Source organism: Caballeronia pedi, from assembly GCF_001544915.2.
Taxonomy (GTDB): domain Bacteria; phylum Pseudomonadota; class Gammaproteobacteria; order Burkholderiales; family Burkholderiaceae; genus Caballeronia; species Caballeronia pedi.
On sequence record NZ_FCOE02000041.1, the window covers coordinates 1 to 25501 of the forward strand.

Below are 25501 nucleotides of genomic sequence, written 5' to 3' on the forward strand. Positions count from 1 at the left end.
TCCGTCGATAACAGGGTGTCGCCGCGCGTCTCTGCCTTCAAATCCGCAATGAAACTCGGCCTCAAGATTCCACTCGCTTTCACTGGACAAGTTGGCCGAACTTTACGCGTTCGAGCCGCCGCGTGATGAAGGCATGGCCACCGTCGATGCGTGCGCCGCGCTGCGCGATGGAGAGCTCGATGCGTTCATCGGTCTCGGTGGCAATTTCGCGCGCGCAACGCCCGATCATCATGTGCTCGAACCGGCGTGGAAGAAGGTACCACTCACGGTGCAGATCGCGACGCACCTGAACCGCAGCCATCTGCTGCATGGGGGCGCGGCTTATCTGTTGCCGTGTATCGGCCGGATCGAAGTGGATCAGCAGGCGAGCGGTCCGCAGAGCGTCACGGTCGAGGACAGCACCGCGTGTATCCATGCATCGAAAGGCTTCGCTCAACCCGCAAGCGACACACTGCTGTCGGAGCCCGCAATCGTCGCGGGGCTCGCGAAGGAGACCTTGCAGGGTCGGGGCAAGGTCGACTGGGATGCGTGGATTGCCGATTACTCGCTGGTGCGCGGCGCCATCGAAAAGACGTATCCCGATCAGTTCAAGGACTTCAACGCGCGCATGGCACAGCGGGGCGGGTTTCATCGGCCGATTCCGGCGGCGAAGCGCGAGTGGAAGACGAAGAACGGCCGGGCGAACTTCATCGCGCCGGAAGATATGGGCGAGGACCCGGACATGTCATTCGATGGTGAGCGAACCTTGCGTCTGATGACGACGCGGCGATAACCAGTTCAACACCACCGTCTACGGACTCGGCGATCGCTTTCGCGGCGTTTTCAATACGCGCCAAGTGCTGCTGATGAATCGCGATGACATGATGCGGCTGAACATCGCCGAAGATCAGGCGCTGACGGTCACCGCAGTCTCAAACGACGGGGTTACCCGCTGCATCGAAGGACTGCGGGCACATGCTTTCGATATTCCCGCCGGCTGCGCGATAGGCTACTACCCTGAATGCAATCCGTTGATTCCCCTGGCCCATCACGCGAAGCGCAGCAAAGTGCCGGCGGCCAAGGCCATTCCGGTGCGCGTGAACGCGATGCCGCGCTGATGCGAACGACGCGCGATCGGAAAGCGATCGCGGCTGCTACTTCCGTGGACGTTCCCATTCGCTTTCGCACGATCCCTGTATCACGGGGCGGCACTATGGAACCATTCATCGTGCTGGATCGCCGGCTGACCGCCCAAGGGCATTAAACCGGACAGGAAGGGGCGGTCGCCACTGCCGGCGCTTCGACGTTCGAGTGGCGAGTGGCCTCCGGAAAGCCGTCAGGGGATCCGGTTTCTGACGCTGGCAGCATTCAGCCCGCCGACATGACGCGTGCCGGGCAGAAAATTAGTGTGGCCGGGTGCCGGATTGATTCACGACCTGGCGCGATGACGATTGTTCAGCTTGCAATCGAGCTTCGGCTTTTTGCAGGCTGGTCGGATACTCGACGTCGTCAGGAAAGGTCAAGCGTCTTCTAGACTCTCGCCACGCTCAGCGATCAACTTGCCCAACTCGCGAGTCGATAAAACGCGTCGCATGGGGTTTGTCGAATCCGATTCGTCATCCGCAAGATTCTCGATAATGGTTAGCAACACCTTGCGCGCGGTCTTGATTTCGCGGTCGGTCAAGCCCGTTACGCTGATCTCGTTGACCTCTTCGGCAAGTGGAACCAGTCGGTCTTTTAACGCGCGACCTTCGGCGGTGAGAAACACGTGCGTGTTTTTCTTGTTGTCCGGCCGCTGCTGACGCTCGACGAGTCCCAGCTTTTCCATCGCCGTAACGGCGGCGAAGGTCGTCGGCGCCATCACGCCGGCCTGTTCGCTCAATTCGCGCTGCGTCAGGCCATCGTTCTCCCACAGAATGCGCAGGAAGGTCCAGTGCCCGAACGACACTGAATGCTCGGTGAGCCGCATCTGCAATGCGCGCACCATCGAGCGCGTGGCGTCCTTCACGAGGTGCGCGAGGCGATCGTTGGGCACCGATTCGTGCCAATGGCGCAGCATCTCCGCGGTCTCGCGTGGCGCGCCCTCCACAGTCTTCTTTCGTGTCATGGCGGTTCTTTCCCAAATGCAGTTGGTCTTGCCGACATCATAGCCGCGCGGCCGTCCCGCCTGCATCCGTTGCAAGGCGCGCTGCTCTCGGTGCAAACCCGAACTTGTCCGCGCGCGCCGGCCTCCTTACCATAATGATTAGATATCGAATAAAAATCACGCATGTCCGGAACACGTGAGACACCTGTCCGCGCCGGGACATCGTCCTCATGAACATGGGAATCGGAGACGCCTGGTGTCCAAATCCACAGTCACGCAATTCATTTCAGAATCGGACGCGGCGGCAGCGCGCGTCGAGGCCACGTATCACAAGGTCACCTGGCGACTGATGTCGTTCATCTTCGTCTGCTGGGTGCTCAATTATCTGGATCGCGTGAACGTCAGCTTCGCGCAACTGCATCTCAAGCAGGATCTCGGTTTGTCCGACGCTGCTTACGGTCTCGGCGTGAGCCTGTTCTTCATCGGCTATATCCTGCTCGAGGTGCCGAGCACGCTATGGCTGAAGAAGATCGGCGCGCGCCTCACGATCTCCCGCATCATGATCCTGTGGGGCGGCATCTCGACCGCGATGGCGTTCATGACCACGCCGGCGCAGTTCTATATCGCGCGCATCCTGCTCGGCGCCGCGGAGGCCGGCTTCTGGCCCGGCATCATTCTGTATCTGACGTACTGGTATCCGGGTGCGCGGCGTGCGCGGATCACGTCGCGCTTCCTGCTGGCGATTGCTGCCGCGGGCATCATCGGCGGGCCGCTCTCGGGCTGGATCCTGCATAACTTCGTCAATGTGCTCGGGTACAAGAACTGGCAATGGCTGTTCTTTCTCGAAGGGCTGCCTGCGCTGCTGATGGGCGTCGTCGCGTTCTTCTATCTCGTCGATCGCCCGCAGGAAGCGCGCTGGCTCGACGACGAACAAAAGAAGATCATCCTCGATGCGCTGGCTGCCGACCGCGCCGAGAAGAAGTCCGCCACACACACGCGCCATCAGTTGCTGGCCGCTCTGAAGGATCCGCGGGTGTATATCCTCGCGGCGGGCTGGGGCACGGTGCCTTTGTGCGGCACGATCCTCAACTACTGGACGCCGACCATCATCCGTCAGGCTGGCGTGTCGGACATGCTCAATGTCGGGTTGCTGTCCGCGCTACCGTACATCATCGGCGCGCTCGGCATGTTCGCCGTCGCGCGCAGCTCCGACGTGACGCTGGAGCGCCGTTGGCATTTCTTCCTGTGTACGGCGGTCGGCGCGCTGGGCGGCTTTCTGCTGCCCGTGCTGTCCGGCAATACGACGGCGGCGATTATCTGTCTGGGCATGATCTCCATCTCGTACTTCGGCGCGGCCGCGATCATTTGGTCGATTCCGCCAGCCTATCTCTCCGATGACGCCGCCGCTGCGGGCATCGGCGCGATCAGTTGCCTGGGGCAAGTCGGCGCGTTCTGCGGACCCATCGCGCTCGGCTGGATCAAAACGATGACGGGCAGTCTCGCCATCGGACTGTCCGCAATCGCGGCGATCGTCATGCTGGGGGGACTCGCCGTACTGATCGGTGTGCCGGCCAACACGCTGCGCGAGCACGCGGAAAAGCACGCGTAAGCATCGTTGATCGCATCGCTTGAGCGGCGCCTTCGGCATGAAGGCGCCGTTTTCGTTTTAGGCCTGCGCCGGCACGCGAACGACCCGCTTCAGGGAAAACCCCCTTGTCCTATAATGATTAGATATCTAATATAAACGTCATGGTGATCGATGCCGCAGCGGGGGCGATCGATTCAGGTGATACGCGGGGAGAGCAGGTGATGAACGAGTCGGCGAGCAACGAAATGTCATTCAGGACGCTCGTGGTGTCGAAGAAGGATCAGGTGGCGGAAGGCATCTTCCGTTTCGAGTTGCGTGACGACGCAGGCGGCGAGCTGCCGCCCTTCACGGCCGGCGCACATCTGACGGTGCGCGCGCCGAACGGAGCGAACCGCAATTATTCGCTGTGCAACGACCCGGCCGAAACGGACCGCTATGTGATCGCCGTGAAGCGTGACGCGGCGGGTCGCGGCGGCTCGATCAGCATGGCGGACGACGTCGCGGAAGGTGACCGCATCGACGTCTCGGAGCCGCGCAACGAATTCATGCTCAATGAGCGCGCGCGCAGCTTCGTATTCGTTGCGGGCGGCATCGGCATCACGCCGATTCTCTCGATGATGCGCTATCTCAAAACCATCGACGGCCCGCGTTTCAAGCTCTTTTACGTCTCCCGCGGCCCAGAGACAACGGCATTCATCGACGAATTGTCGAGCTCGGAATGGAAGCCGCATGTCGTCATCCATCACGACCACGGCGACCTTGCGCAAGCGTTCGATTTCTGGCCCGTGTTCGAGAAGGCCGCGAGCGGCGCTCATGTGTATTGCTGCGGCCCGCGCGCGTTGATGGACGGCGTGCGTGACATGACCGGCCACTGGCCCACCGGCAGCGTGCACTTCGAAAGCTTCGGCGTCGATCAGACGCGTGTGGCCGACAACACGCCTTTCAGCGTGAAGCTGGAACGCTCGGGCCACTGCTTCCAGATTCCGAAGGACCGCTCGATTCTCGAAATTCTGCGCGACAACGGTATCCGCGCGCCGAGTTCATGCGAGAGCGGCACCTGCGGATCGTGCCGCACGACGCTGTGCGCAGGCGAAGCGGACCATCGCGACATGGTGCTCGGCGACGACGAGAAGCACGATCAGATCATGATCTGCGTATCGCGTGCGAAAAGCGAAGAACTGGTGCTGGATCTCTGAAGAACAATCCCCACTGCATACGTTGGTCAGGAGAAGCGTAAATGCTCACGCATGAAGAAAATGAATTGCTGTGCCGCGTCGAAGGCGATGCGCCGATGGGTCGGTTGATGCGCCGTCACTGGACGCCGGTGTGCCTCATCGAAGAAGTCAGCGAACCGGACGGGGCGCCCGTGAAGGCGCGTCTGTTCGGCGAGGATCTGGTGGTCTTTCGCGACACCGACGGCAACGTCGGCGTGATGGACGAGTACTGTCCGCATCGCCGGGTGTCGCTCGTCTATGGGCGCAACGAAGATTGCGGTCTGCGTTGTCTCTATCACGGCTGGAAGATGGATGTGAAGGGCAATGTGATCGAGATGGTCTCGGAGCCTTCGTGCAGCGACATGACGAAGAAGGTCAAGCATAAAGCCTATGAAACGAAAGAGTGGGGTGGCTTCGTGTGGGCGTACATGGGCCCGCAGGACGCCATTCCCGAGTTCGTGCCGCCGGCATGGGCGCCGACCGAGGACACGCGCGTGAGCATCGCCAAGGCGATCCTGCCGTGCAACTGGGCGCAGATTCTCGAAGGCGCGATCGATTCGGCGCACAGCTCCAGCCTGCACTCGTCGGACTTCGTGCCGGCGCGTGTTGGCGGCGCGGAAGCAACCTCGAAAAACTGGCTGCGCCCGTCGACGGACAAGGCGCCTCGCCTCCAGGTGCATCGCACCGAGTACGGCTTTCGCTATGCCGCACTGCGTCGGCCGATACAGAACGCGGCTACGCATGACTATGTGCGGTCGACCGTGTTCGTCGCGCCCGCAACCGCGCTGATTCCGCCGAACAATCTCTACAACGTGGCGAATATCAACGTGCCCTGCGACGATCACAGCACCGCGTTCTACTTCATGGCGTGGGGCCATCCAGACAAGACGCCGGAAACCGAGACGTGGCGCAAGTTCCTCGGGCAGCAGGTCGGCATCGATCTCGACGAGTACTATCGGCCGCTGCGCAATCACGACAACCGTTTCTGGCAGGATCGTGAAGCCATGAAGGCCGGCAACTTCACCGGTATCAAGGGCTTCCCAAATCAGGACATCGCAATGTGGGTGACGATGGGCGCGATCGCGGATCGCACCGAGGAGCGCTTGGGCGCGAGCGATGTCGCCGTGGTCGAGTTCCGCCGTCGCATGCTCGATGCGCTCGAGGCGTTCAAGTCCGGCGAGGCCGCCATCGGTACGGGCGACAAGGCCATTCCACGCAGCGTCTGTTCCTTTCAGGCGATGGTGCCGAAGGACACAGACTGGAAGCAATACGCGGCGCATCCGGTCTCGATAGAGCCGGTTGGACAGGCCGCGCCGGAACTCGAGTCGAACTATCAGGTTCAGGTCTGATGAAGCAGATCAGACTCGGAATCGTTGGCCTCGGCCGCGCCTTCTCGCTGATGCTGCCGACCTTTCTCGCCGATGCGCGCGTGCAGCTCGCCGCGGCGTGCGATCCGCGCGAGACGGCGCGGGCGCAGTTCGAAGCGGACTTCGACGCGCCGGCCTTCGGTGATGTCGAAGCGCTCGCGCGCCGCGCTGACATCGATGCACTCTACATCGCCAGTCCGCATCAGTTCCATGCGGCACATACTCGAATCGCGGCTTTGCACGGCAAGCACGTGCTCGTCGAAAAGCCGATGGCGCTGTCGCTCGCCGAGTGCGACGACATGATCGCCGCGTGCCGCGCGGCAAACGTGCATCTCATCGTCGGTCACTGCCATAGCTTCGATACACCGTATCTGCGTACGCGCGAGTTGATCGCATCGGGCGCATTCGGCGACGTGAAGATGATCCAGGCGCTCAACTACACCGACTATCTCTACCGGCCGCGCCGTCCGGAGGAGCTGAAGACGGAAGAGGGCGGCGGCGCGGTCTTCAGCCAGGCGGCGCATCAGGTGGATATCGTGCGCATGCTCGCGGGAAGTCGTGCTACGCGCATCCGGGCTGCTGTCGGCAACTGGGACCCGGCGCGTCCGACGGAAGGCGCGTACACCGCGACGCTCTGGTTCGAGAACGGAGCATTCGCGACGCTTGCCTACAACGGCTATGGACACTTCGATTCCGACGAGTGGACCGGCTGGATCGGCGAAATGGGTCAGACACGCAGCGCCGACGAGTATGGCGTCGCGCGACGCAAGCTTTTGAAAGTGGCGTCCCGCGAAGAAGAGGCGCTTCTCAAGGCTGCGGGCACTTACGGCGGCAACGCCTATACACCCGCCGCGAAAGTTCCGGATGCCCGCAGGCATCAGCACTTCGGGCCGCTGATCGTGTCGTGCGAGGGCGGTGATCTTCGGCCGATGCCCGACAGCATCGTCGTGTATGGAGACGAACGGCGCGAGCGCATCGAACTCGATGCGCCCGAAGTGCCGCGGGCGGAAGTCATCGACGAGCTCATGGCCGCGGTTCACTGCGACACCGCTCCGCTGCACGACGGTGTCTGGGCGCGCGGCACCCTGGAAATCTGCCTCGCGATGCTGCGTTCAAGCGCTGAACAGCGTGACGTGCTCATCGGCGGCGAAACGTCAATCACAAAGGAATGTTGAATATGGGCAAGCTCAATCTGTCGGTCGCGGTGGGGAATTACGATCGCATGCGGCCGCTGGTCGATGGAGAAGTGCAGATCGATGGTGTCGATCCGACCTTCATGCTGCAGGATCCGGAAGAGATATTCTTTCGCGCGTTTCGCCACGCCGACTACGATATCTGCGAACTGTCGCTGTCGAGCTATAGCGTCAAGACGGCGGCGGGCACGAGCCCGTATATCGGCGTGCCGATCTTTCCGTCGCGTGCGTTTCGCCATACGTCGATCTATGTCCGCAACGATCGCGGCATCGAGTCGCCTGCCGATCTGAAGGACAAGCGCATCGGCGTGCCGGAATATCAGTTGACGGCCAACGTTTGGGCGCGTCTGTTCCTCGAGGAAGACCACGGCCTGAAGCCGTCCGATGTCACGTGGGTTCGCGGCGGCTACGAGGAAGCTGGCCGGCTGGAAAAGATCAGTCTGAAGCTGCCCGGCGACGTGCGACTCGAGAACGCAGCGGAAAACCAGACGATCTCGGGCATGCTCGCATCCGGCGAGATCGATGCGCTCATCGGCCCGCGCGCGCCGTCGTGCTTCACGAACGGCCATCCGAACGTCAAATACCTATTCGACGATCCGCAAAAGGCCGCTGCCGACTGGTACACGCGCACCAAACTCTTCCCGATCATGCATCTGCTGGGCGTGCGCCGCACGCTTGCCGAGCAGCATCCGTGGCTGCCCGGCGCGGTGGCGAAGGCCTTCGAGAAGAGTAAGGCGCTGGCGCTCGCCAGGCTCAGCGACACCTCTGCGACCAAGGTGACGTTGCCGTTCGTCGAAGAACAGTTGCGCAATGCGCGGCGTCTCATGGGACACGATTTCTGGTCTTATGGCTTCGAGCCGAACCGGCACGTGTTGTCGCGCTTCCTCGAACGGCATCATAAGGAAGGCTTGTCCAGTCGACTGTTGCAGCCCGAGGAGCTCTTTCATCCTGCGACGCTGGAGAGCTTCAAGATCTGAGCGTGACGTTGCCCGTGGCGAGCGCAGCAGGTATGACTAGCCGGTCGTATCCACCCACGTCTAGAAACCCCAGCCCGATCGCTGCGGCGCGTGGTGCGGGACCGCCTCACAACGCTTTCGATGTGATTTGTGTAACGCGGTGGTAGCCGAGTATCGGATTGAGGGCGGCGACGACGAGCAGCGACCGGTCAAGGTTGGCCGCAAGTCACTCATGATAGACATCGATACTGCGAACACAGCGTCGCAAGAACGCTGGAGGAATCGGCGAGAACGTGCAGCGACTGCAGAACGTTGCAGATCAGCGCTCGCGCAATAGCGCGGCCGCATCAGCTTGTAACGCCCGAGCACGGGCGTGCCCTGCCAGGTGCGGAACGCGCGATCGGCGGCGGCAAGCGATCGGTCGAGACCGGCGATCGACGCATGCGCGACGCGTCCGATCGATTCTTCCGTCGCCGGATTCAATACCGCGACCGAGTAGCCGTCGCTCCCCAAGTTGCCGCCATTCAAGGCCGGCAAAGACTGACTGTGCGGACCGTCCGCTATACCCCGTCACCGGCACACTGTAAATTGCACTTTTTGGTTTTACTGTGCGCACACCTTGCGAGCACGCTCGCGCAGCACGCGTGGTCGTGGAGTCGGGCGGCGCGGTCGCGCTGGCGGACCTGATGACGGACCAGGCCGCGGCGCCGTTGCGCGGCAAGCGTGTGTTGATCGTGGCATCGGGCGGGCATGTCGATGCCGCGTTGTTCGCATCGGCTATCAGTTAAGTTTGAGCTTTTGCGTAAGCGCCCGCTTTCGAAGCGGGCGCTTACGCTTATGAACGGCGCGCTGCCGCTTCCAGAAACGCAATCAGCAACGGATGCGGCGCGCCATCACGCGACGACAGTTCGGGATTCCCCTGCATGCCCGCAAAGAACGGATGCTTATCGGCCTCGATGGCATCGGCGATCGAACCGGTCTCGTCGTGCGCGCTGACGGTCACGCCGAGCGTCGCGAGCGGCGCTTCGAGCGCTGGATTGAGCCTGTAGCGATGATTGCAGAGAATGCTCGCCTGCGCGCCGAGCATGGCCGCGATACGCGATCCCGGCACTAGGCTTATCGGCCGCAAGTCTACGCGATGCAACGACATGCCATCCTCGCCAACATGAATCGGCTCGAAGCTGGCGACGCGCGCATCGGGCTGCGCTTCCTTCATGCCGATCTCATCGCTCTTCATCGCGAGCCGCGCGATGGCCGTCGCCATTGACTGCATGCCGAGACATAAACCCACGACCGGAATCGACGCCAGCCAGCCGAAACGCGCGGCCTCGATCTGTCCCGCCACGTGCGCCATGTTCGCGCCGCCTGGCAAAAGAATGCCGTGTGCATCGGCGAGCAAAGTTTGTGCGTTGTCGCGGTCGATGTCCTGCGCCGCGATGAAGCGTACGTCGAGAGCGAAGCCGAGCGCATCGGCGGCGTCACCGAGGGCGGCGAGCGTCGCTGGGTATTGCTGATGCTGGTCGCACTCACGGCCTATCAGCGCAATCGTCATGGACGGCCCGCTCGCGCGCGATGTGGCTTCTTGCGTGGATCGCCATCTGCCATAGCGATCCCGATGCGCTTGCAAAACCACGCCCGAACCATCTTCGACGAGCTGTGCGCTATCGGCTTCATGAACGACGCGCAACATCTCCACGTCTTCGGCGCATTGCGTAGGAAACGCATCGAACGATTGCACGAGCAGCACGATATCGCGCGTGCGCGCCAGCGCAAAGATCTCATGGCATGGTTCGCCAGCATCGGGCAGGCCGGTGCGCGTGCGCCAGATCAGACCGCTCGCGATTAGCCGTCCCTCCGCTGTGACGTGCTGATGCGCATCGGGAAATCGCTGTTCGTCGAAATGCACGCCTGCGCAGCGGAGTTCGGCATTCAACGTCTTGGCGAACAGCGCGGGAAGGGCGCCGAATTGCGCCGGCTCGGGGGTAGCGTCTTCGATGAGATAGAGCATGGAAGGCCATCCGATAAAAAGAAAAACCCGCGACAAAGCACACGTGTCGCGGGCGTGGCGTCTAGTGCCTAGGCGCTTCAGACCGCGGCGACAGCGGGTGTCACCGCCGCACACGCAGTCTCGATGCGCCGGCACGCGTCGCACGTCGTGGTCATCGGAACAGCATACCCGATCCGCACATGGTCTCCATGCCGAACGCGCTACCGTACACCACGCCGACATACGCCGCCTCCAGCAGATAGTTGGCGAAGTCGAGATCGATAGCCATCACATCGCCCGAAGGGGTATCTTCGGCAACCGGCTAGCTTCTGCCAGTCGGAGACGCTCGACCTGACGTTCAATTGCACGTTCGAACGTCCGCTTCCGCAGCAACGATCGACCCACGCTCGCGATCATGTCGATCGACACCCGCATCCTCGGTTGCCCGATCACGTTGGCGGCGCCGGTGTTCATCACGTACATCGGCGCCCCGGATCGCGATAGGTCGGGGAAGTGGCGCAATCTTCAGGAAGAAAGCGCCGAGATTAAAGGACCGAAAACCCTGCGGAAGGTTGGGCTCAGGAACGCACATGGGAAGCGCGTTTCGCGCGCGAGCCCATCCAGGATCCGACTAATGGAAGCCGTAGACCAGGACCTTCTTCCCCTCAAAGCTTTCCTGCACACCTTGCTCGCAAGTTGGTGGACACTTTGCCATAAGGTCCGCACTCGCGCCTGACGCGGTGACCGCCCTGTAGACAACGGATTCGATGAGCGTCCCGTCGGCAGCGACGACGATGTTCAGATCTGTTTCGACGCCAGCCGGCACGGCTCTACCGGCCTCATAGACGATTTTCATGGTGCCGGTGCAATCGGAGTTCACCCTGTAGGTGCCTTTCTGATTTGGATTGAAAGTCGTCTGCCCCCCTTTCGGAAGCCCGCCGATAACTCCGAAGTCGGTGCGTGTAAAACCGCCTGTGCCGTCGAACGTCACCAGTGCGACGTCATCGAGGATCACCGGGGCTGCGTACGGATGCAATGTGCCATCGGCAATCAATCCAAGAATTTCTCCATGACCGATAAATCCAAACGGTCCCTTTAAGGTTGCGTTCGAGCACAACCCACCGTGGCGGCCGTGGCCGCCGGAGTCGTCGGAGTCGTCGGAGTCGCCGGAGTCGCCGGAGTCGCCGGCCTGCGCGGCACCGCTGAGCAAGAGAAGTGCAACGGCTGCCGCCGACGCAATGCTTGAATGCTTGATCTTCACGGTCATCTCCTTCAGCGAATCGGGCACTCAACATCACGGCGCGCATGGGCCTATGGCTGAATAGAGCACCCAATTCAGAATGAAATTCAAAAAAGGCTGCAGCGAATCCTGACTACCGTCGCTTGCGGAGAAAGCAGAGATTGAGTGGGAGTCAATGCGCCCGGGTGTTCCGGAGTGTGAGGCGAGAAAGCGGAGGTGCGGGCGAAGTAATAAACGGCGAAACGCTTCACCGAGCAGTTATTTTCGCTTGGTGTCGGTAGACCCGCGCAGAAGAGGTGCACGAAAGTCCGCGCGTTTGTGACTTCGTGAGTCGGCCATGCATTAAGGTCGCTTGGCAGAATTAGTGTAATCCACGATCGTCCCACGTGCCAGGTAGAATTCGGACCAAATGACAGGCGTGTCGAAAATCGAGCGGCGCGAATAGTGCGCTCTTACTATGTCGCGAACGGAGGTCTTAGAAATCGGCAACACAAAGCGGCGATGACAGTTGCACCCTGTAGGCTGCCGCCGACTTTGTGTATGCCTGAAAGGCAACTCTGGGTCGACTGCCGAAGTTCGCACTTCGGATGTACGGCGCTCGAGCAGCGATTCCGCGACGGGTCAACCGGAGACATTCTGCGCATGATCGTCAGTGTCTTCCTCGGATCCGAGAGAACCTTCCAAGCGCGACCGGTGGTGCGTGTTCTTGGGAACGCGACAGGTTTTGAAACGGCGCGCACTCCCGGCGCGGCCGTGGCATGTGAACACGCGTGGCAGAAATCGGCTCAAGTCGACCGCCCCTGAGTCAGTTCATGCCGCAGCACTGTGGGTGGGACCACTGTCTCTAAAAGGCCGGTTTTGACGTCATAAACGAGACCTGTCACCGCGAACCCGCCCGGCAGATTCGGGTTGGCATTGAGTGCCGCCACATCGATCGCGACCGCCTTGTACGGATCGGTGATGGCGAGATCGTCGAGCTTGTCGTCGCTAACGCCCATGTACTTCGACAGCAACTTCGGCGCGTGACGGTAGCAACCGTTGATTCCACAATCGGTGTGCTGAAGCACGACCAGGTTCCAGCCAGCACCGACTGCTTCTCCAGCCGCTCGCGATACCGTGCCGAGGATCGCCATCGTTTCGAGCAGCGCGGGATTCACGCGTCCGCCGACGTTGCGAATGACAGCCGTTTCGCCGGGCTCGAGCTTCAACACATCCATAGGATCGACGCGAGGATCGACACAACCGATGATCATCGTGCGGCGTGACGGCAACATTTTCAGATCGGCGTTGAAGCCAGTTTTTGCGAATTCGACATTGCGGCTGGCGAGTGTTTCGAGAAAGTCCATGATTACCTTTACGATTTGACGTGAGGAATGGGAAATGGGTCAGGCGCGTTGCGGCAGGCGGGTGGACATCTTCGCCTGCAGGCCCTTCGGGTCGGCTGTGAACGCGGCGTAAATGGCGCGCGTTTGATCGCCAGCGACGATCTCGTCGTTGACGGCGGTCTCGATCGCGTCCAATGCTTCAGTAACGACCTCTTGCGGCGTCATGCGTGGCTCGGGGAGTTTCGCGCCCATTTCGGTCTCTGTCTGAACCGCGAGTACGCCGACCACCTGCGTGCCCTGTGCGCCCAGTTCGGCGCGCACGCTGCGAGTGAGAGACAGACTCGCAGCCTTGGATGCCGAGTAAGTTGCCGCGACGGGCAGACTGATCAGTGAGAGCATCGACAGCATATTGATCAACGCGCCACCGCCCGACTTGGCGAGTACCGGTGCGAACGCACGGGTCAGCGCCAGGGTGCCGAAATAATTGACGTCCATTTCACGCCGTGCATTGTCAATGTCGGATGCAGAGATGGCGCCTTCGAACGCGGCGTAGCCCGCATTGTTGATCAGCAGCGTCACGTCCGATGCAATCGCTGCGGCTGCGGCGACCTGATCGGCGTCAGTGACGTCGAGCGGCATAGGAACCAGGCGATGGTCGCGATCCTTGAGCATCTCTTTGAGCGAAGTGGTGTCTCGTGCCGCGATGTAGACTTTTGAAGCACCGCGCTTGAGCAGTTCTTCGACGAATACACGTCCAATGCCGCGATTTGCGCCCGTGACGAGTGCGACGGAATGAGCAAGTTTCATGATGATGTCCTTCCGAGTTCGATATGAGGTCGGTGCCGGTTCCGGTGCTGTGCAAGCCAGCCGAAACCCGCGAATGTCATGCGCCGTTGAGTTTGTCGGCGTGAAGGCGAGCAAATTCGCCGACCGTCATGGAGCGACGGCCGGTCAGCTTTTCGACGTTGTTATCCGCGCCAGACATATGACCGTTCTGGTAGTCGACCATGGCACCACCGAGATGCTGAACGATATACGGCGGCACACCCATTGCCTCGATCGAGTTGCAGTATTCGTCGATGGGCAAATCCTGGAAGACGATCTTGCGGCCGAGCGCCTCGGACAATTCGGCCGCCATTTGCTCGTGGTCCATTTCGATCGGACCTGAGAGCGGGATCGTGGTGCCGATGTGCGCTTCCGGGTTTTTCAGCAATGCGGCGATGGCGCGGCCTTGATCGTCGGCGGCGATCGGCGAGTGACGGCCCTTGCCAACCGGCATGCGCAAAACACCTTGTTGCAGATACGGCAGCTGCCACGGATAAAGCAGCCACTCCAGGAAGTAGGTAGGACGAAGATGAATGACCGCCAGGCCCGACCAGTTAAGTATTTCCTCAGCAATGTACGTGTCGCGGCTGGAATCGCTGCTGGACTCACGGTTGGCCGAACGCTGCGAGAGGTTGATGACCGTCTTCAAGCCGGTCTCTTTGGCCGCTTGTGCGAAGTTCACCGTTGCATTGATCAGACCGGGTTGAACAGGCCACACCAGATAGGCGGCGTCGACACCCTTCATGGCATCGCGGATGGTGTTGATCTCAAGCAGATCGCCGATGACCACTTCAGCGCCCAGCGCTTCGAGCGCTTCTGACCGGGCACCCCGGCGCCGCACCATCGCACGTACGTCGAGGCCAAGCGCGATTGATTCGCGAACCGCTGCGCGACCCGTATCGCCTGTGGCGCCCGTAATTAACACTTTCTTTGACATGGTAAATACTCCTTAGTAAATGTTCTTGAATGGCTCGAAAATGATGCCGTTGTGACCTGGATAACAAAAGCCACTTCGGCGAAGCGCATCTGGGAATCAGCTGCGCTTTCGTTGTGACTAATATCGTTGATTGCGGATCTGGTCGGTAGCCCTCGTTTCGCTCTATGACTTATCACAGAACAGCATGGACAGATTCGAGGGAAATTTGTCAGAGGGTGGTCGGTACCTGCCCACGCTGGTCACGATCAACGCGCTGACGGTTCCAGCGGGTATTCAACAACGAACTTCGACAGATTCGCCTTGATAAACTGCTCCACCGTCGTCAATGGCTGGCCGATGATCTCCGTGCCGGTGCTGTCGGTGCCCGCCAGCAGGCCTTCTTGCTGGTCGATCGTGACGGCCTCGAAATGTCGCCGCATGGCGTCCGCGTCCTGCAGGCCGAACAGATCGAGGAACGTCGATACCGTGACATGCTCGTAGGGCAGATTTTTACCAAGGACGCGGCTTACTTCGGCCGCCAGTTCCTCGTGGCTGTATTCGACGGGCCCGTGAAGCGCCAGTGCCTTTCCGACATAAGGAGCCGCATTGTCGATAATGCCGGCGATAATGCGTGCGATGTCGCTGCCCGCAATGGGTGCAAAGCGGCTCTCCTTGTTGTACGGCATCACGTAACGGCCGTAGCGGATTTGCGGTGCGATATAGAGCAGCCACTCGGCAAAGAACGTGACGCGCAGATGCACCGACGGCACACCGGACCAGTTGAAAATCTGCTCGGAGAGCCAGTGGTTTTGCGTCGCCTTGCTGCGTGCGTTCGGGCGCGACTGCTTATGGGACATGTTGACGATGAGTTCCAGATTCTGCTCTTTCGCGGCCTGCGCAAAGATCACCGCTGCTTCCACCAGTCCCTCGGCGAGTGGAAAGCAAAAATAGGCACGCTGAACGCCAGTCATGGCAATGCGGATGTCGCGCAGGCTGGACATGTCGCCGAATACGACTTCGGCGCCTGCATCGCGCAACCGCTGCGCGCGCTGGTCGTCTTTGCGGACTAGTGCGCGGACGTGAAAGCCTTTTTCGAGCAGACGTTCGACGGTCGGACGACCGGTATCACCTGCGGCGCCGCTTACGAGGACGATGGCCATATTCAATTCTCCAGATGGATGAAGCCGCGACTGGCAAGCTGCGCCCGGCTTCGATGAGGGCTGTCAGGGCATCAGAACCGGTTCCCTCACGTGGGTCTGATCACGGTCCGGCAATCGCTGCCGGACCACGTGCGTAATGTGACGTGACGCCGCATATCTCGGTAGCCCATGAGTTCGGCTAACATTTATGCTGATCGAGCATGAAAGGTTTCGCAGGTTCGTCACGCGTCACTGACTTTGCCGCCGGATAGGGAGGAGAGAGCTTGAAAGACGTTCTGACGTTCAGGCTTTACACCCGGGTTGCACGGCTCGGGAGCTTTTCGGCCGCTGCGCGGGAAAGCGGGCTGGCGCAATCACAGGTCTCGAGGATGATCGCCGAACTCGAAGCGGGGCTCGGCGCGCGCCTGCTTACGCGCACGACTCGCGCAGTCGTGCCAACTGAAGCGGGACTGGAGTTTCTTGCCCGCATGGAGCCGATACTGGCGGCGATCGACGACGCGGAGAACAGCGTCCGCGAGACAGGAGAACTACGCGGCGTGTTGCGCCTCGCCATGCCTTCGACGATGGCTATTCGCGTGATCATGCCGCGCCTGTCGGCCTTCATCGAGCGTCACCCGTTGCTCAGGCTCGACATCATGCTCGACGACCGGTGGCAGGACATGATCCGCGAAGCCGTGGACGTCGGCATCCGCGTCGGCAGTCTGCCAGACTCTGCGGGCACGGCAAGGTTGATTGGGAGGATGCATCGTGTGGTCGTGGCTTCGCCTGCCTATCTTGACCGGCATGGCTCACCGGCATTGCCGGAGGAACTCACGACGCATCGCGTCGTCGGCGGACCAGCGGGCGCGCACTTGAACTCCTGGCAATTCGAGCGAGATGGCCAGACCACATCGATCGATCTGCAATCGCATGTTTCGACTAACGACACGGCAGGAGCGCTCGCAGCGGCGATAGCTGGCCTCGGGATCGTCTCGACCACTTCCTGGGCCTGTCAATCGGAGCTTGAGGCGGGGGCGCTCGTCCAGTTGCTACCCGAATGGAAGATGGCCGAGCTGCCCGTGCATGCCTATTTCCCGATGGGGCGGACCACCCGTATCGCGGGCCGCGCATTCGTCGAATTCATCGCTGCCGAACTGAAAAGAGAGCCGCCTGACCTGTTTGGTTCAACCTAAACCGCCGAAGTCCGCTTACGGTCGGTTGAATCCGCCTCTCGAGAGCCGCCATTCGGATGGTCGTTATGCGAACGGCAGGAGAGGGTTCATCCGCGCTCACGCATCGCGTTCCCGACAGAAACCGCGGACAACCCTGTTGAAAAGCGAGTCAGGACCAGGTCGTCGACGCTCGGCATCAGCGAATGTTCTTCACGTCGCCTTGCGTCAATGGACGCAAGGCGAGGACCGCTGAGCTGGGAGCGCGTGTCGTCGGCGATAGAGCTGCACAGCGCTCGACCTGGTTCCTTCTCGCTGTTCGATGAGGCGAACTTCGAAGTGGTGGGGGCACGAGGAGCATGAGACTTGCGTCGCGGTTAAAACCCGACACCGGTGTCCACCCCAACTGCGCCGCCGACACTGCCGCCACTGACACCTATGCCGATGGCGGGTCCCGGTGCGTAGTAGCCGTCACCATAAGCCGGAAATGAGCAGAGTTAGCTTTGAGCGCGGTCAGGCGCCGACATCTTCAAGCGCTTGAAGGATGCGGCCGAAGACGTCGTTGAAGGTCTTCAACGTCGATTGCCCGAGGGTGGAGCAGAAGGGGCCCGGGCAAGGCCCTCTGCGAGTTGCAATCTGATCGGCAAAACGCCTATAATTGGAGGGCATTTTGCCAAAGGGACGGTCATGACAACAATCGCCTTCACACCGACTGGTACCGGAAACGCACGACGTGCGGAATTCGCGCTGCTCGGTGAACTGCTTGACGCGCGCGTCCGGGATGATGCCGATCTCGCTGGACTGGCGCAGGATCGCGTCAACGTCGACGTAATCGATCGACTCGCCGCTCAGGGGCTGAAGGCCGACGAACTGGCTTTCATCATTCCGCGGCGAACACTCACGCATCGTCGGCAGCAAAACGAACGCCTGTCGACGGAGGAATCCGATCGAGCCATTCGTTTGGCGCGCATCGTCGCGCAGGCGAACGCCGCATTTGGAAGCAACGAAAAGGCCTTGGTTTGGTTGCGCGGTCTGCAGAAGCGCTTCGATGGCCTCAGCGCCCTTGGAATGGCTACAACCGAGCATGGGGCGCGTCTGGTCGAAGACGCGCTCGTACAGATTGACGAGGGATATTTCGCCTGATGGTTCTGTGGAGGATCAGCAACTACGCCGACTTGAAAGGCGTCGGCGGCCTGCGCGCTCCCGGTCGATGGCACTTTGCAGGACTGCCGGTGGTCTATCTGGCCGAGCACCCGGCCGGTGCTCTGCTCGAGACGCTCGTTCATCAAGAAGTTCGATCCACCGCCGATTTGCCCGACACATATCGTCTCCTGCGCGTGGCGATCGGTGACCAAGTGACGATTGCCGAATTAAGCGAGAGCGTTTTGCCGGAGAATTGGAGAGAGGACGCATCCTACACGCAGTCCGCCGGCAGCGAATGGCTTGAGGGCGGATCAACAGCGTTGCTCAAAGTCCCCAGCGCGGTGATGCCTTTTGCCTACAACTACATTCTCAACCCCGTACATGCGGACGTCGTCCATATCAAGATAGAGATGGTGATCGACGTCCGGCATGATCCGCGCATCGTTCGCCTACTGACGCGCCCGTGAGGGGAGGACAGCCGATGAAAATATCGATCGAGCAAGCCAAGACCATCTATCGCGAAGCAATCGACCCAATGGCGAGCGACGGCGAATCAGCGAGTTGGTGGGAAGAGGTTACGGCGGAGGTGGAGGAGGTTGCCAGTGCGAGGACCGAGCGAGATGCCGCAGCGGTGATCGCGTGGTGGCATCACGATTGGTCTTTAGTTTCAGATACGCCTGGTGCAGCAGTCAGACGCATCCGGCGCGCCGCGCGGGCAGGTAGGTGATCAATTTAACCCTATCGAGAAGCGATTGCGGCGCATGCTAAGCAACTATTCAATCGATGCTTCCTCGACCCGGGATCAGGTGCTGCAGTTCCTGAATGGACTCGGCATTCTTGCACGTTACGAGGTCGGGGCTACCGGTTTTTCGGACGGGTGCCGCATCGACCAAGGCACCTTGGTTATCGATCCCGAGTGTCGGATATCAACCGTGCTTCACGAAGCGGGCCATCTGGCGATCACCCCGCGCTGCTTCCGATCTTTGATGGACGGCAACCTGTATGCAGGGCAGCGCGAGATTCTCAGATGCATTGACGAAAAGGGCTTGCACCCGGATGCGCCACTGTATCGGGCCGTCATTCAATGCTCGGACCCAAAGGCCACAGCATGGGCGTGGGCCGCCGGCGTGAACCTTGGTCTCCCAGACAGGGAGATTATTCGCGACGATGAATACGACGGCGAAGGGGCAGATATTCGACTCGCTTTGCAGATGAATGCATACATTGGCATTCATGGTCTCGCTTACGCGGGCTTCTGTGCAATTCGCAAGCGAGGTGATCAGGCCGCCTGGCCGCAATTGAATTTCTGGACGCAAGAAGTCGCCGCAGATGCGTGAGCGCATTAATTTGACTTGTCGATCAAGCATGGAAAATCTTCAACGGTGCGGCGATCAAGGACATGAACTCATCAGGCGCCCGAGATCAAGCGACGCGACGCCTGAAATTTGAACAAGAAGGAATCGGGATGAGCGAGAACGAAGTGATCGAGGCTGCGAGGGCGACATGGAACGCGCAGGCCGACGAGCACAACCAATGGGATGAACTGGGCTGCGACGAAAAGCTCGAACTGGCCGTGCGCGCCGCGTTCAAAAAGTGGTCCGCGCAAGAAGTCGTGGCGTGGATCACTGAAGATGGTGAGCGTGTCATCTCGGACGCGACAAAGCGCGGTCTGCCACGTGCCGTGCAGCCACCCTACACGCTGCCACTCGTTCGGGTTGGGCGAGACACTGACGGACGGCGAACAGTGAAACACATCGGCCCGACGAACTGCTCATCGGCCAGCGATGCGTTGGCGGCGAGCAGGCGTGTCAGATTTTGGCGGACTGAATGACACTGCGAGATGGAAGATACATGGCGGTCTGTAAGGAGCGCAGTGCCTTGGCCGCTGCGGTCAATGGGCATGGTCCTGTTTACCCTCAGGCTCCGTGCAAGGTGGTGAAGGGCGTGGCTATTTTTCTGCGAGAGGGGAAGGAGGTCTGGCGGTGCAACGCGGGATATGCAGAGCTCCATTTCAAGCTCGAGCCGAGCGATTGATGGGTTACCGGCCTCCACCGCTGAAACCACAGCACTGGCCATTGACGAGGCAGGGTCGACTATGGAAGTTCGCGCGACGGTCGCATTTGCTGCGGAATGTAGGTACTGCGAACTTCGGCAAGCGGCCGATCAGCGACGCCCACCCGCGTTTGTCTAAGGAGGTCGTCGTATCGCTACACTGCGCATTTTTCGCTGACAATCTGCTAGGAGAAGGCGCATGGACCGCATGGTGGCGATGGAGACCTTCGTAACAGTTGTCGATGCGGGTTCGTTTTCTGCCGCCGCACGCCGCTTGAAGCTCGGCCAGCCAGCCGTCTCAAAGGCGGTCGCACACAGCTGGAGGAACGTCTAGGCGCCCGTCTGCTGTTGCGATCGACACGCGGCCTCGCGCCGACGGATGCCGGTCAGCGTTTCTACGATCACGCACTGAGGGCCATCGATGAGGCCGATCAGGCCGAGCAGGCTGTGCGCGAGTCGTCGGAAGGCTTGTCGGGACGATTGCGCATCGGCGCAGCCGTTACGTTCGCCCGGCTGCATGTCTTGCCAGCCCTCAAGTCTTTCCTGGATCAGCACCCCAATCTGAGCATCGACATCGTCTTTGACGATCGGTCCGTCGATTTGCTTGGAGAGGGCGTCGATGTCGCATTGCGTATGGGCACGCTGGACGATTCGACCATGACCGCGCGTCGCATCTCCAGCGCGCGGCGGTTCGTCGTCGGCACACCGTCATATTTCGCCGAAGCCGGCATTCCTCAAACACCTGTTGACCTTAACCGGCATCAGGCAGTCGTTTACTCTCTGCGAGGCGGCGGTGAATCGTGGTTGTTCAGCCGAGGTGACGGCTCCGACTCGACCGTGACCTTGTCCGGCCGGATAAGCGTGAACGCGGCTGAAGGCATGCGCACGGCGGTACTCGGGCACATGGGCTTTGCCGTCGCTTCGGAATGGATGTTCGCCCCCGAACTCGCAAACGGGACGGTTCAGGCCGTCCTGACTGACCGGACGTTGCCGCCGATCGACCTGTGGGCGGTTTTCCCGTCCGGTCGCATGGCAACCACGAAGGCGCGTGCCTTCATCGCGTTTGTCGAGCACCTTCTCAATGAGCGCAACTCTGGCGCGGGGCTCACCGGCTAGATGCTGCGCACCTTTGCCCCCTCGCAGCAGGAATAGGCGCTATTCCCTGCCCGCGGCTACCGGGCGATTCCTCCTCAGCGGAGGATACGCATCAACCAATGCACGAAACATTGGCTCCGATGCAGCAGTCCCTTCCGGCTGTTCAAGCCGGAGGACCGCTTCAAAACCTACTGTTGAGGAAAAGCATGACCCAAGCTCTGAAAGGCAAACTCGCCCTCGTGACGGGCGCTTCGCGTGGAATTGGCGCAGCTATTGCGGCGCGTCTTGCGCGCGACGGCGCGTCCGTCATCGTTCACTACGCATCGAGTGCGGCGCGGGCCGAAGCCGTCGTCAAGGAAATCCGCGATGCCGGCGGCGAGGCTGAGCCTGTCGGCGCCAATCTGTCGCAGCCAGAAGACGTCAAGAGCCTCATTGGGTCGCTGAACGGTGCGTTCGGCGGCCGCTTCGAAGGGCGGCTCGATATTCTCGTCAACAACGCTGGCACAGTCGAATATGGTCCGTTCCTCGATTCGTCGGACACGTCGTACGACACGCACTTCAACCTGAATGTCCGCGCGCCGATCGAACTGGCAAAAGACGCGACAGCGCGCATGGTCGCGGCAGGCTGGGGGCGCATCATCAACGTGGGCTCGGCTTTCGGCGAAGCTGCGCCCTTGCCTGGCGTGACGCTCTACATCGCCTCGAAGTTCGCCCTCAGAGGCTTTACGCGCGGGTTATCGCGTGAACTCGGGAAATTCGGCGTGACCGTGAATGCCGTCCAACCCGGCCCGATCGATACAGAACTCGCTCCGCAACCCGGCACGGAAGACCACGCAACGATGACGAAGCTCGCAAGCGTTGGCCGTTTCGGAAAACCGGAAGAAATCGCAGCGGCCGTAGCTTATCTAGCCAGCCCTGAAGCAGGCTATACGACCGGGGAGAGCCTGACAGTCGACGGCGGATGGATTGCCTGACCCGGGCCGCCAAGCATGTCGCTGGCACTGCAGCGGCGCCGTGATCGGTTTAGGGGTGCAACCTACCGCGCGGTGTCAGTCGAGGGACTCGCACACAGTTGACGGAACCGATTGGGACAGTATCAGGAGCGGCTGCGCGTCGCATGTGCGACCGCTTTTGCTTCGATGTCGGTGCCAGTGGTTGACCGCCCAAGGTCGACCAGAGACCCTCGCCGCTGAGGCGATCGGCCGTTACACGAAGCCCTGACCGACGAATGGCCAGGTGCAGCAACAACTCATCATGCTCAATCCGCAATGGCTGCTCACGTTCTGCCCGATGGGCATTTATTCTCTTTCATGCAACGGCGCGACTGTCTTCGACGCCCGTCCGAATTGCGTCGCCCGCCGTTCGCGTGCACGCAAGTTAGTGGCCGCGTACGGGAGCACTTATTTCCCATTGGCTTTGCGCTAGTCCGTCGCCATTGAACGGGGTTCGGCCAGTTTCGGACGCTCGACGTTGATTCCGAGATTGCTGAACATCGGTAAGCGCAAGAGCCCTGCGCGTTGGCTTACGCCGTCAGTTGGAAGAAATTGGCGGCGGCGTGCGGCGACGCCGAGCACGCCGGGACAACAAAAAAGCCTGCAACCGACCATTCGCGGCTGCAGGCTCCATGCTTCCCCTCGATTTCCCGAGGTCACATGTTGTGCTGGCCCCGCCCCACGGCGGTTACCACACCCTTCTTATTGAAGCGCACGGTAAGGTTATGCTCCTCTTCCGACTGAACCAGTGCCGTGCACCAAAAGGAAGTCCGCTTGGCGTGAGCGACTGGCGACGGGGTTCATCGATGTGCGTCGCGCAATCAGGACGAGGCGATGGCCGGAATCGACAGGCTCAAGAGGCTGAGAATTTAGACAAAGGAGCGGCAAGCACGCAAATGAGGCGCCTCTTTCGCTCCGATGTAAATGCCGCGACTAGCGCACGTCCGCGCGGACCTGTGCGGCGCGCCCGTTGCCAGGACGGTTCGCGCGCAGCACAGCCGCGACGAGCAGCGCGCCCAGCACCAATCCGCCCGCCACGACGAAGAGCGCGGTATCGGTGCGGCCGGTTAGGTCCTTGAGATAGCCGATCATGTACGGCGAAACGAAACCCGCGAGATTGCCGATCGAGTTGATCATCGCGATGCCAGCCGCTGCCGTCACGCCGGTCAGGAACGCCGTCGGCAGGCTCCAAAACAGCGCAGGGATCGACAGCACGCCCATGTTCGCGAGACACAACGCGACTACCCCGAGCACCGGCTGGTTCTGCCACAGCACACATAGCGCAAAGCCGATGGCGGCCATCGAGAATGCCACGATCAGATGCCACTTGCGTTCGTTGTGCCGGTCCGCGCTGAAGCCGAACGCGAGCATGCTGACGATCGCGCACCCACCGGGGACGGCGGTCAGGATGCCGATGGTGAACGCATCGGTCACACCCATCTTCTGCACGAGCGTGGGCATCCAGAAGCTGATCGCGTAGAGCCCCATGTTGTAGACGAAGTAGATCACGACGAGCGCCCAGATTCGCGAGTTTGACAGCAGCCCGGCGAAGCCGTGGCCGAGTTTGTCCCGGTTTTCGGCGGCGAGCACGCTCGTGAGGTGAGCCTTTTCGGGCTCCGACAACCACTTCACGCGACGAATGTCCTCGCTCATGCGAAAGAAGATGTAGATGCCGAGCAACACCGTCGGGATGCCTTCGACGAGGATCAGCCATTGCCAGCCGCGCATGCCGCCGAGGCCCGTCATAAAGCGCAGGATAGACCCAGAGACGAGCCCGCCGATCACGCCTGACGACGCGAGCGCGATATAGAACACGCCCCAGGCGCGGCCGCGCCGTGCGGCGGGATACCACTGGCTCATGTAGTAGATCGCGCCCGGAATGAAGCCCGCTTCGGCCAGGCCGAGCAGAAAGCGCATCACGTAGAACTGCGTGGGCGTGCGGATGAAGATGGTCGCGCAGGAGAGCAGACCCCACGTCACCATGATGCGCGAGATCCAGCGGCGCGCGCCCACCTTGTGCAGGATCACGTTGCTCGGCACTTCGAGCAGGAAATAGCCGAGAAAGAAGATGCCCGCGCCGAAGCCGTAGACGGCATCGCTGAATTGCAGGTCATTTGCCATTTGCAGCTTGGCAAAGCCCACGTTGACGCGATTGAGGTAGGAAAAGAAAAAGCCGAGCATCAGGACCGGCAGAATGCGCACGGATATTTTCCGGAAGAGGGAGTTTTCGTCGATGGTCTGCATGCTTGTCTCCATGATTTTTTTTGCGTGGACGCAGTGTCAGTCGATGCGGTAGAAACGCTGCGCCGTGCCGGCGAAGAGCTTGCAAAGATCGGATTCAGCGGCTTTCGGGACGGCGGCGAGCACGTCGGCGATGATTGCGGTTAGGCTCGCTGACAAGTTCCCAACCGGGAGGTTGCTCGCGAACATCGAGCGGTCGAAGCCGAACATCTCCAAGGCTTCGCGGATCACGCGCCGGTTGCTCGCGCTGTCCCACTTGCCGTCCGGCAGGCCCAGTTCCGACACTTTCAAGTACACGTTCGGGCAGGCGGCGAGCGCTTCCATCCCGCGTCGCCAGATCGCGATGCCTTCGTCCGAACGGTCGAGCGGCAAGCCGAGGTGGTTGGTCACGATCGGCGTACGAGGGAACGCGCGCGCGATGTCCGCCGCTTCCTCAAGATGCCAGTAGGGCACGCGCAGGTCCCACGAGAAACCGTGGCCGTCGAGCAGGGCGAGGCCGCGCAGCCAGGCGTCGTCCTGCATCGTGCCGGGCTGGCCGCGCACCGAATGGCCCGGCCCTGCCGAGATCTCCGGCTTCGAGCGCACGCCTCGCACGAGCGGGCTTTTCGCGTGGCTGGCGAGAATCGCCGCGCAGTCCGGCTGCACAAAATAAACATGCCCGACGATCGCGCTCGGCAGACCGGTCTTCGCGTTCAGTTGCGTGAGCCATTCGGTTTCGCGCACCTGTTCCTTGCGCGAACGCTCGGCCTCGACGTGTACCGTGCCAATCACGTCGAACCCAGCGGTTGCGCGGCGGTATTGCTCCGGCAAGAAGTCGCTGCACATGCGGCGATAGTCACCAAGAAAGAACGTGTCGTCGTATTCGTTGGTGAGCCAGGGAAACGTGCCGTCTGACAGGTCCCAGAAATGGTGATGCGCGTCGAGAATAGGAAGCGTGAATCCAAGGTCGTTATTCGGTGCCGCGGTCATCAGAATATCCTCCATGATTGGAAGC

The 25501-nt window shown here is 61.1% G+C and carries 27 protein-coding genes and 1 pseudogene; 17 read left to right on the plus strand and 11 right to left on the minus strand.

Annotation, left to right across the window (positions count from 1 at the left end):
- The first annotated feature begins 91 nt into the window (after positions 1 to 91).
- Both AWB80_RS35165 and AWB80_RS35170 read left to right on the plus strand, forming a co-directional pair.
- On the plus strand, positions 92 to 772 hold the full coding sequence (locus AWB80_RS35165) for a molybdopterin-binding domain-containing protein (protein WP_061179262.1): 681 nt from the start codon (positions 92 to 94) through the stop codon (positions 770 to 772).
- A gap of 73 nt (positions 773 to 845) precedes the next feature.
- Positions 846 to 1097 carry a hypothetical protein gene (locus tag AWB80_RS35170; RefSeq protein WP_143328194.1) on the plus strand — a complete coding sequence of 84 codons (252 nt, stop codon included), beginning with the start codon at positions 846 to 848 and terminating at the stop codon, positions 1095 to 1097.
- A gap of 401 nt (positions 1098 to 1498) precedes the next feature.
- On the opposite strand, the gene AWB80_RS35175 is transcribed toward AWB80_RS35170, so the two are convergent.
- Positions 1499 to 2086 carry a MarR family winged helix-turn-helix transcriptional regulator gene (locus AWB80_RS35175; protein ID WP_061179309.1) on the minus strand — a complete coding sequence of 196 codons (588 nt, stop codon included), beginning with the start codon at positions 2084 to 2086 and terminating at the stop codon, positions 1499 to 1501.
- Positions 2087 to 2321: 235 nt separating this feature from the next.
- On the opposite strand from AWB80_RS35175, the gene AWB80_RS35180 reads away from it, so the two are divergent.
- The 5 genes from AWB80_RS35180 to AWB80_RS35200 all read left to right on the plus strand — a co-directional run bounded on the left by AWB80_RS35180 (position 2322) and on the right by AWB80_RS35200 (position 8404).
- Positions 2322 to 3674: an MFS transporter gene (locus AWB80_RS35180; RefSeq protein WP_061179264.1), complete on the plus strand. Its 1353-nt coding sequence runs from the start codon at positions 2322 to 2324 to the stop codon at positions 3672 to 3674.
- A gap of 200 nt (positions 3675 to 3874) precedes the next feature.
- Entirely contained in the window at positions 3875 to 4849 is a 975-nt protein-coding gene (locus tag AWB80_RS35185) for a PDR/VanB family oxidoreductase (RefSeq protein ID WP_061179310.1), read from the plus strand.
- A gap of 41 nt (positions 4850 to 4890) precedes the next feature.
- A complete protein-coding gene (locus AWB80_RS35190) occupies positions 4891 to 6216 on the plus strand; it encodes a Rieske 2Fe-2S domain-containing protein (protein ID WP_061179265.1) in 1326 nt (441 codons plus the stop codon).
- Entirely contained in the window at positions 6216 to 7409 is a 1194-nt protein-coding gene (locus AWB80_RS35195) for a Gfo/Idh/MocA family protein (RefSeq protein WP_061179266.1), read from the plus strand. Before AWB80_RS35190 ends, AWB80_RS35195 begins: the two co-directional genes overlap by 1 nt.
- 2 nt (positions 7410 to 7411) lie before the next feature.
- Complete coding sequence (locus AWB80_RS35200) at positions 7412 to 8404, plus strand: ABC transporter substrate-binding protein (RefSeq protein ID WP_061179267.1); 993 nt, start codon at positions 7412 to 7414, stop codon at positions 8402 to 8404.
- Positions 8405 to 8464: 60 nt separating this feature from the next.
- On the opposite strand, the gene AWB80_RS45105 is transcribed toward AWB80_RS35200, so the two are convergent.
- Positions 8465 to 8920: an aldehyde dehydrogenase family protein gene (locus AWB80_RS45105; RefSeq protein WP_087131834.1), complete on the minus strand. Its 456-nt coding sequence runs from the start codon at positions 8918 to 8920 to the stop codon at positions 8465 to 8467.
- A gap of 107 nt (positions 8921 to 9027) precedes the next feature.
- Between AWB80_RS45105 and AWB80_RS44170 the strand changes: the two genes are divergently transcribed.
- Positions 9028 to 9171 (plus strand): hypothetical protein, encoded by a 144-nt coding sequence (locus tag AWB80_RS44170; RefSeq protein WP_160147504.1) that lies wholly within the window; start codon positions 9028 to 9030, stop codon positions 9169 to 9171.
- Between the two features lie 47 nt (positions 9172 to 9218).
- Here the strand turns inward: AWB80_RS44170 and AWB80_RS35210 are convergent, their stop codons facing one another.
- From AWB80_RS35210 to AWB80_RS35240, 7 genes are all read right to left on the minus strand, one after another.
- Positions 9219 to 10391 carry a glutamine amidotransferase-related protein gene (locus AWB80_RS35210; protein ID WP_061179268.1) on the minus strand — a complete coding sequence of 391 codons (1173 nt, stop codon included), beginning with the start codon at positions 10389 to 10391 and terminating at the stop codon, positions 9219 to 9221.
- Positions 10392 to 10658: 267 nt separating this feature from the next.
- Positions 10659 to 10853, minus strand: a complete 195-nt coding sequence (locus tag AWB80_RS35215) for a hypothetical protein (protein WP_061179269.1) — start codon at positions 10851 to 10853, stop codon at positions 10659 to 10661.
- A 148-nt stretch (positions 10854 to 11001) separates the two neighbouring features.
- A complete protein-coding gene (locus tag AWB80_RS35220; protein ID WP_061179311.1) occupies positions 11002 to 11631 on the minus strand; it encodes a hypothetical protein in 630 nt (209 codons plus the stop codon).
- A 764-nt stretch (positions 11632 to 12395) separates the two neighbouring features.
- A complete protein-coding gene (locus AWB80_RS35225; protein WP_061179270.1) occupies positions 12396 to 12956 on the minus strand; it encodes a carbonic anhydrase in 561 nt (186 codons plus the stop codon).
- A gap of 39 nt (positions 12957 to 12995) precedes the next feature.
- Positions 12996 to 13742, minus strand: a complete 747-nt coding sequence (locus AWB80_RS35230; RefSeq protein WP_061179271.1) for an SDR family NAD(P)-dependent oxidoreductase — start codon at positions 13740 to 13742, stop codon at positions 12996 to 12998.
- A 76-nt stretch (positions 13743 to 13818) separates the two neighbouring features.
- Complete coding sequence (locus AWB80_RS35235; RefSeq protein ID WP_061179272.1) at positions 13819 to 14697, minus strand: NmrA family NAD(P)-binding protein; 879 nt, start codon at positions 14695 to 14697, stop codon at positions 13819 to 13821.
- Between the two features lie 245 nt (positions 14698 to 14942).
- On the minus strand, positions 14943 to 15836 hold the full coding sequence (locus AWB80_RS35240) for an NmrA family NAD(P)-binding protein (RefSeq protein ID WP_061179273.1): 894 nt from the start codon (positions 15834 to 15836) through the stop codon (positions 14943 to 14945).
- Between the two features lie 263 nt (positions 15837 to 16099).
- Here AWB80_RS35240 and AWB80_RS35245 point away from each other — a divergent pair, with 263 nt between their 5' ends.
- The 9 genes and pseudogenes from AWB80_RS35245 (at position 16100) to AWB80_RS43615 (ending at position 22699) form a co-directional block, all read left to right on the plus strand.
- A complete protein-coding gene (locus AWB80_RS35245) occupies positions 16100 to 17008 on the plus strand; it encodes a LysR family transcriptional regulator (RefSeq protein WP_061179274.1) in 909 nt (302 codons plus the stop codon).
- 663 nt (positions 17009 to 17671) lie between these two features.
- Positions 17672 to 18127, plus strand: a complete 456-nt coding sequence (locus AWB80_RS35250) for an antitoxin Xre-like helix-turn-helix domain-containing protein (RefSeq protein ID WP_061179275.1) — start codon at positions 17672 to 17674, stop codon at positions 18125 to 18127.
- A complete protein-coding gene (locus AWB80_RS35255; protein WP_087131837.1) occupies positions 18124 to 18594 on the plus strand; it encodes an RES family NAD+ phosphorylase in 471 nt (156 codons plus the stop codon). The genes AWB80_RS35250 and AWB80_RS35255 overlap by 4 nt, the downstream gene beginning before the upstream one ends.
- 14 nt (positions 18595 to 18608) lie before the next feature.
- The gene (locus AWB80_RS35260; RefSeq protein ID WP_061179277.1) at positions 18609 to 18854 is read left to right on the plus strand and encodes a hypothetical protein; all 246 of its coding nucleotides are present in this window, start codon (positions 18609 to 18611) and stop codon (positions 18852 to 18854) included.
- A 34-nt stretch (positions 18855 to 18888) separates the two neighbouring features.
- Entirely contained in the window at positions 18889 to 19464 is a 576-nt protein-coding gene (locus AWB80_RS35265) for a hypothetical protein (RefSeq protein ID WP_061179278.1), read from the plus strand.
- A 62-nt stretch (positions 19465 to 19526) separates the two neighbouring features.
- On the plus strand, positions 19527 to 19958 hold the full coding sequence (locus AWB80_RS35270; RefSeq protein WP_143328195.1) for a hypothetical protein: 432 nt from the start codon (positions 19527 to 19529) through the stop codon (positions 19956 to 19958).
- A gap of 420 nt (positions 19959 to 20378) precedes the next feature.
- A pseudogene (locus AWB80_RS35280) lies at positions 20379 to 21295 on the plus strand (LysR family transcriptional regulator).
- A gap of 98 nt (positions 21296 to 21393) precedes the next feature.
- A complete protein-coding gene (locus AWB80_RS35285) occupies positions 21394 to 22248 on the plus strand; it encodes an SDR family NAD(P)-dependent oxidoreductase (protein ID WP_244206898.1) in 855 nt (284 codons plus the stop codon).
- A 262-nt stretch (positions 22249 to 22510) separates the two neighbouring features.
- The gene (locus AWB80_RS43615) at positions 22511 to 22699 is read left to right on the plus strand and encodes a hypothetical protein (protein ID WP_143328196.1); all 189 of its coding nucleotides are present in this window, start codon (positions 22511 to 22513) and stop codon (positions 22697 to 22699) included.
- Between the two features lie 500 nt (positions 22700 to 23199).
- Here the strand turns inward: AWB80_RS43615 and AWB80_RS35290 are convergent, their stop codons facing one another.
- Entirely contained in the window at positions 23200 to 24522 is a 1323-nt protein-coding gene (locus tag AWB80_RS35290) for an MFS transporter (protein ID WP_061179282.1), read from the minus strand.
- Between the two features lie 24 nt (positions 24523 to 24546).
- Positions 24547 to 25476 (minus strand): amidohydrolase family protein, encoded by a 930-nt coding sequence (locus AWB80_RS35295; RefSeq protein ID WP_208635731.1) that lies wholly within the window; start codon positions 25474 to 25476, stop codon positions 24547 to 24549.
- Positions 25477 to 25501: the final 25 nt, after the last annotated feature.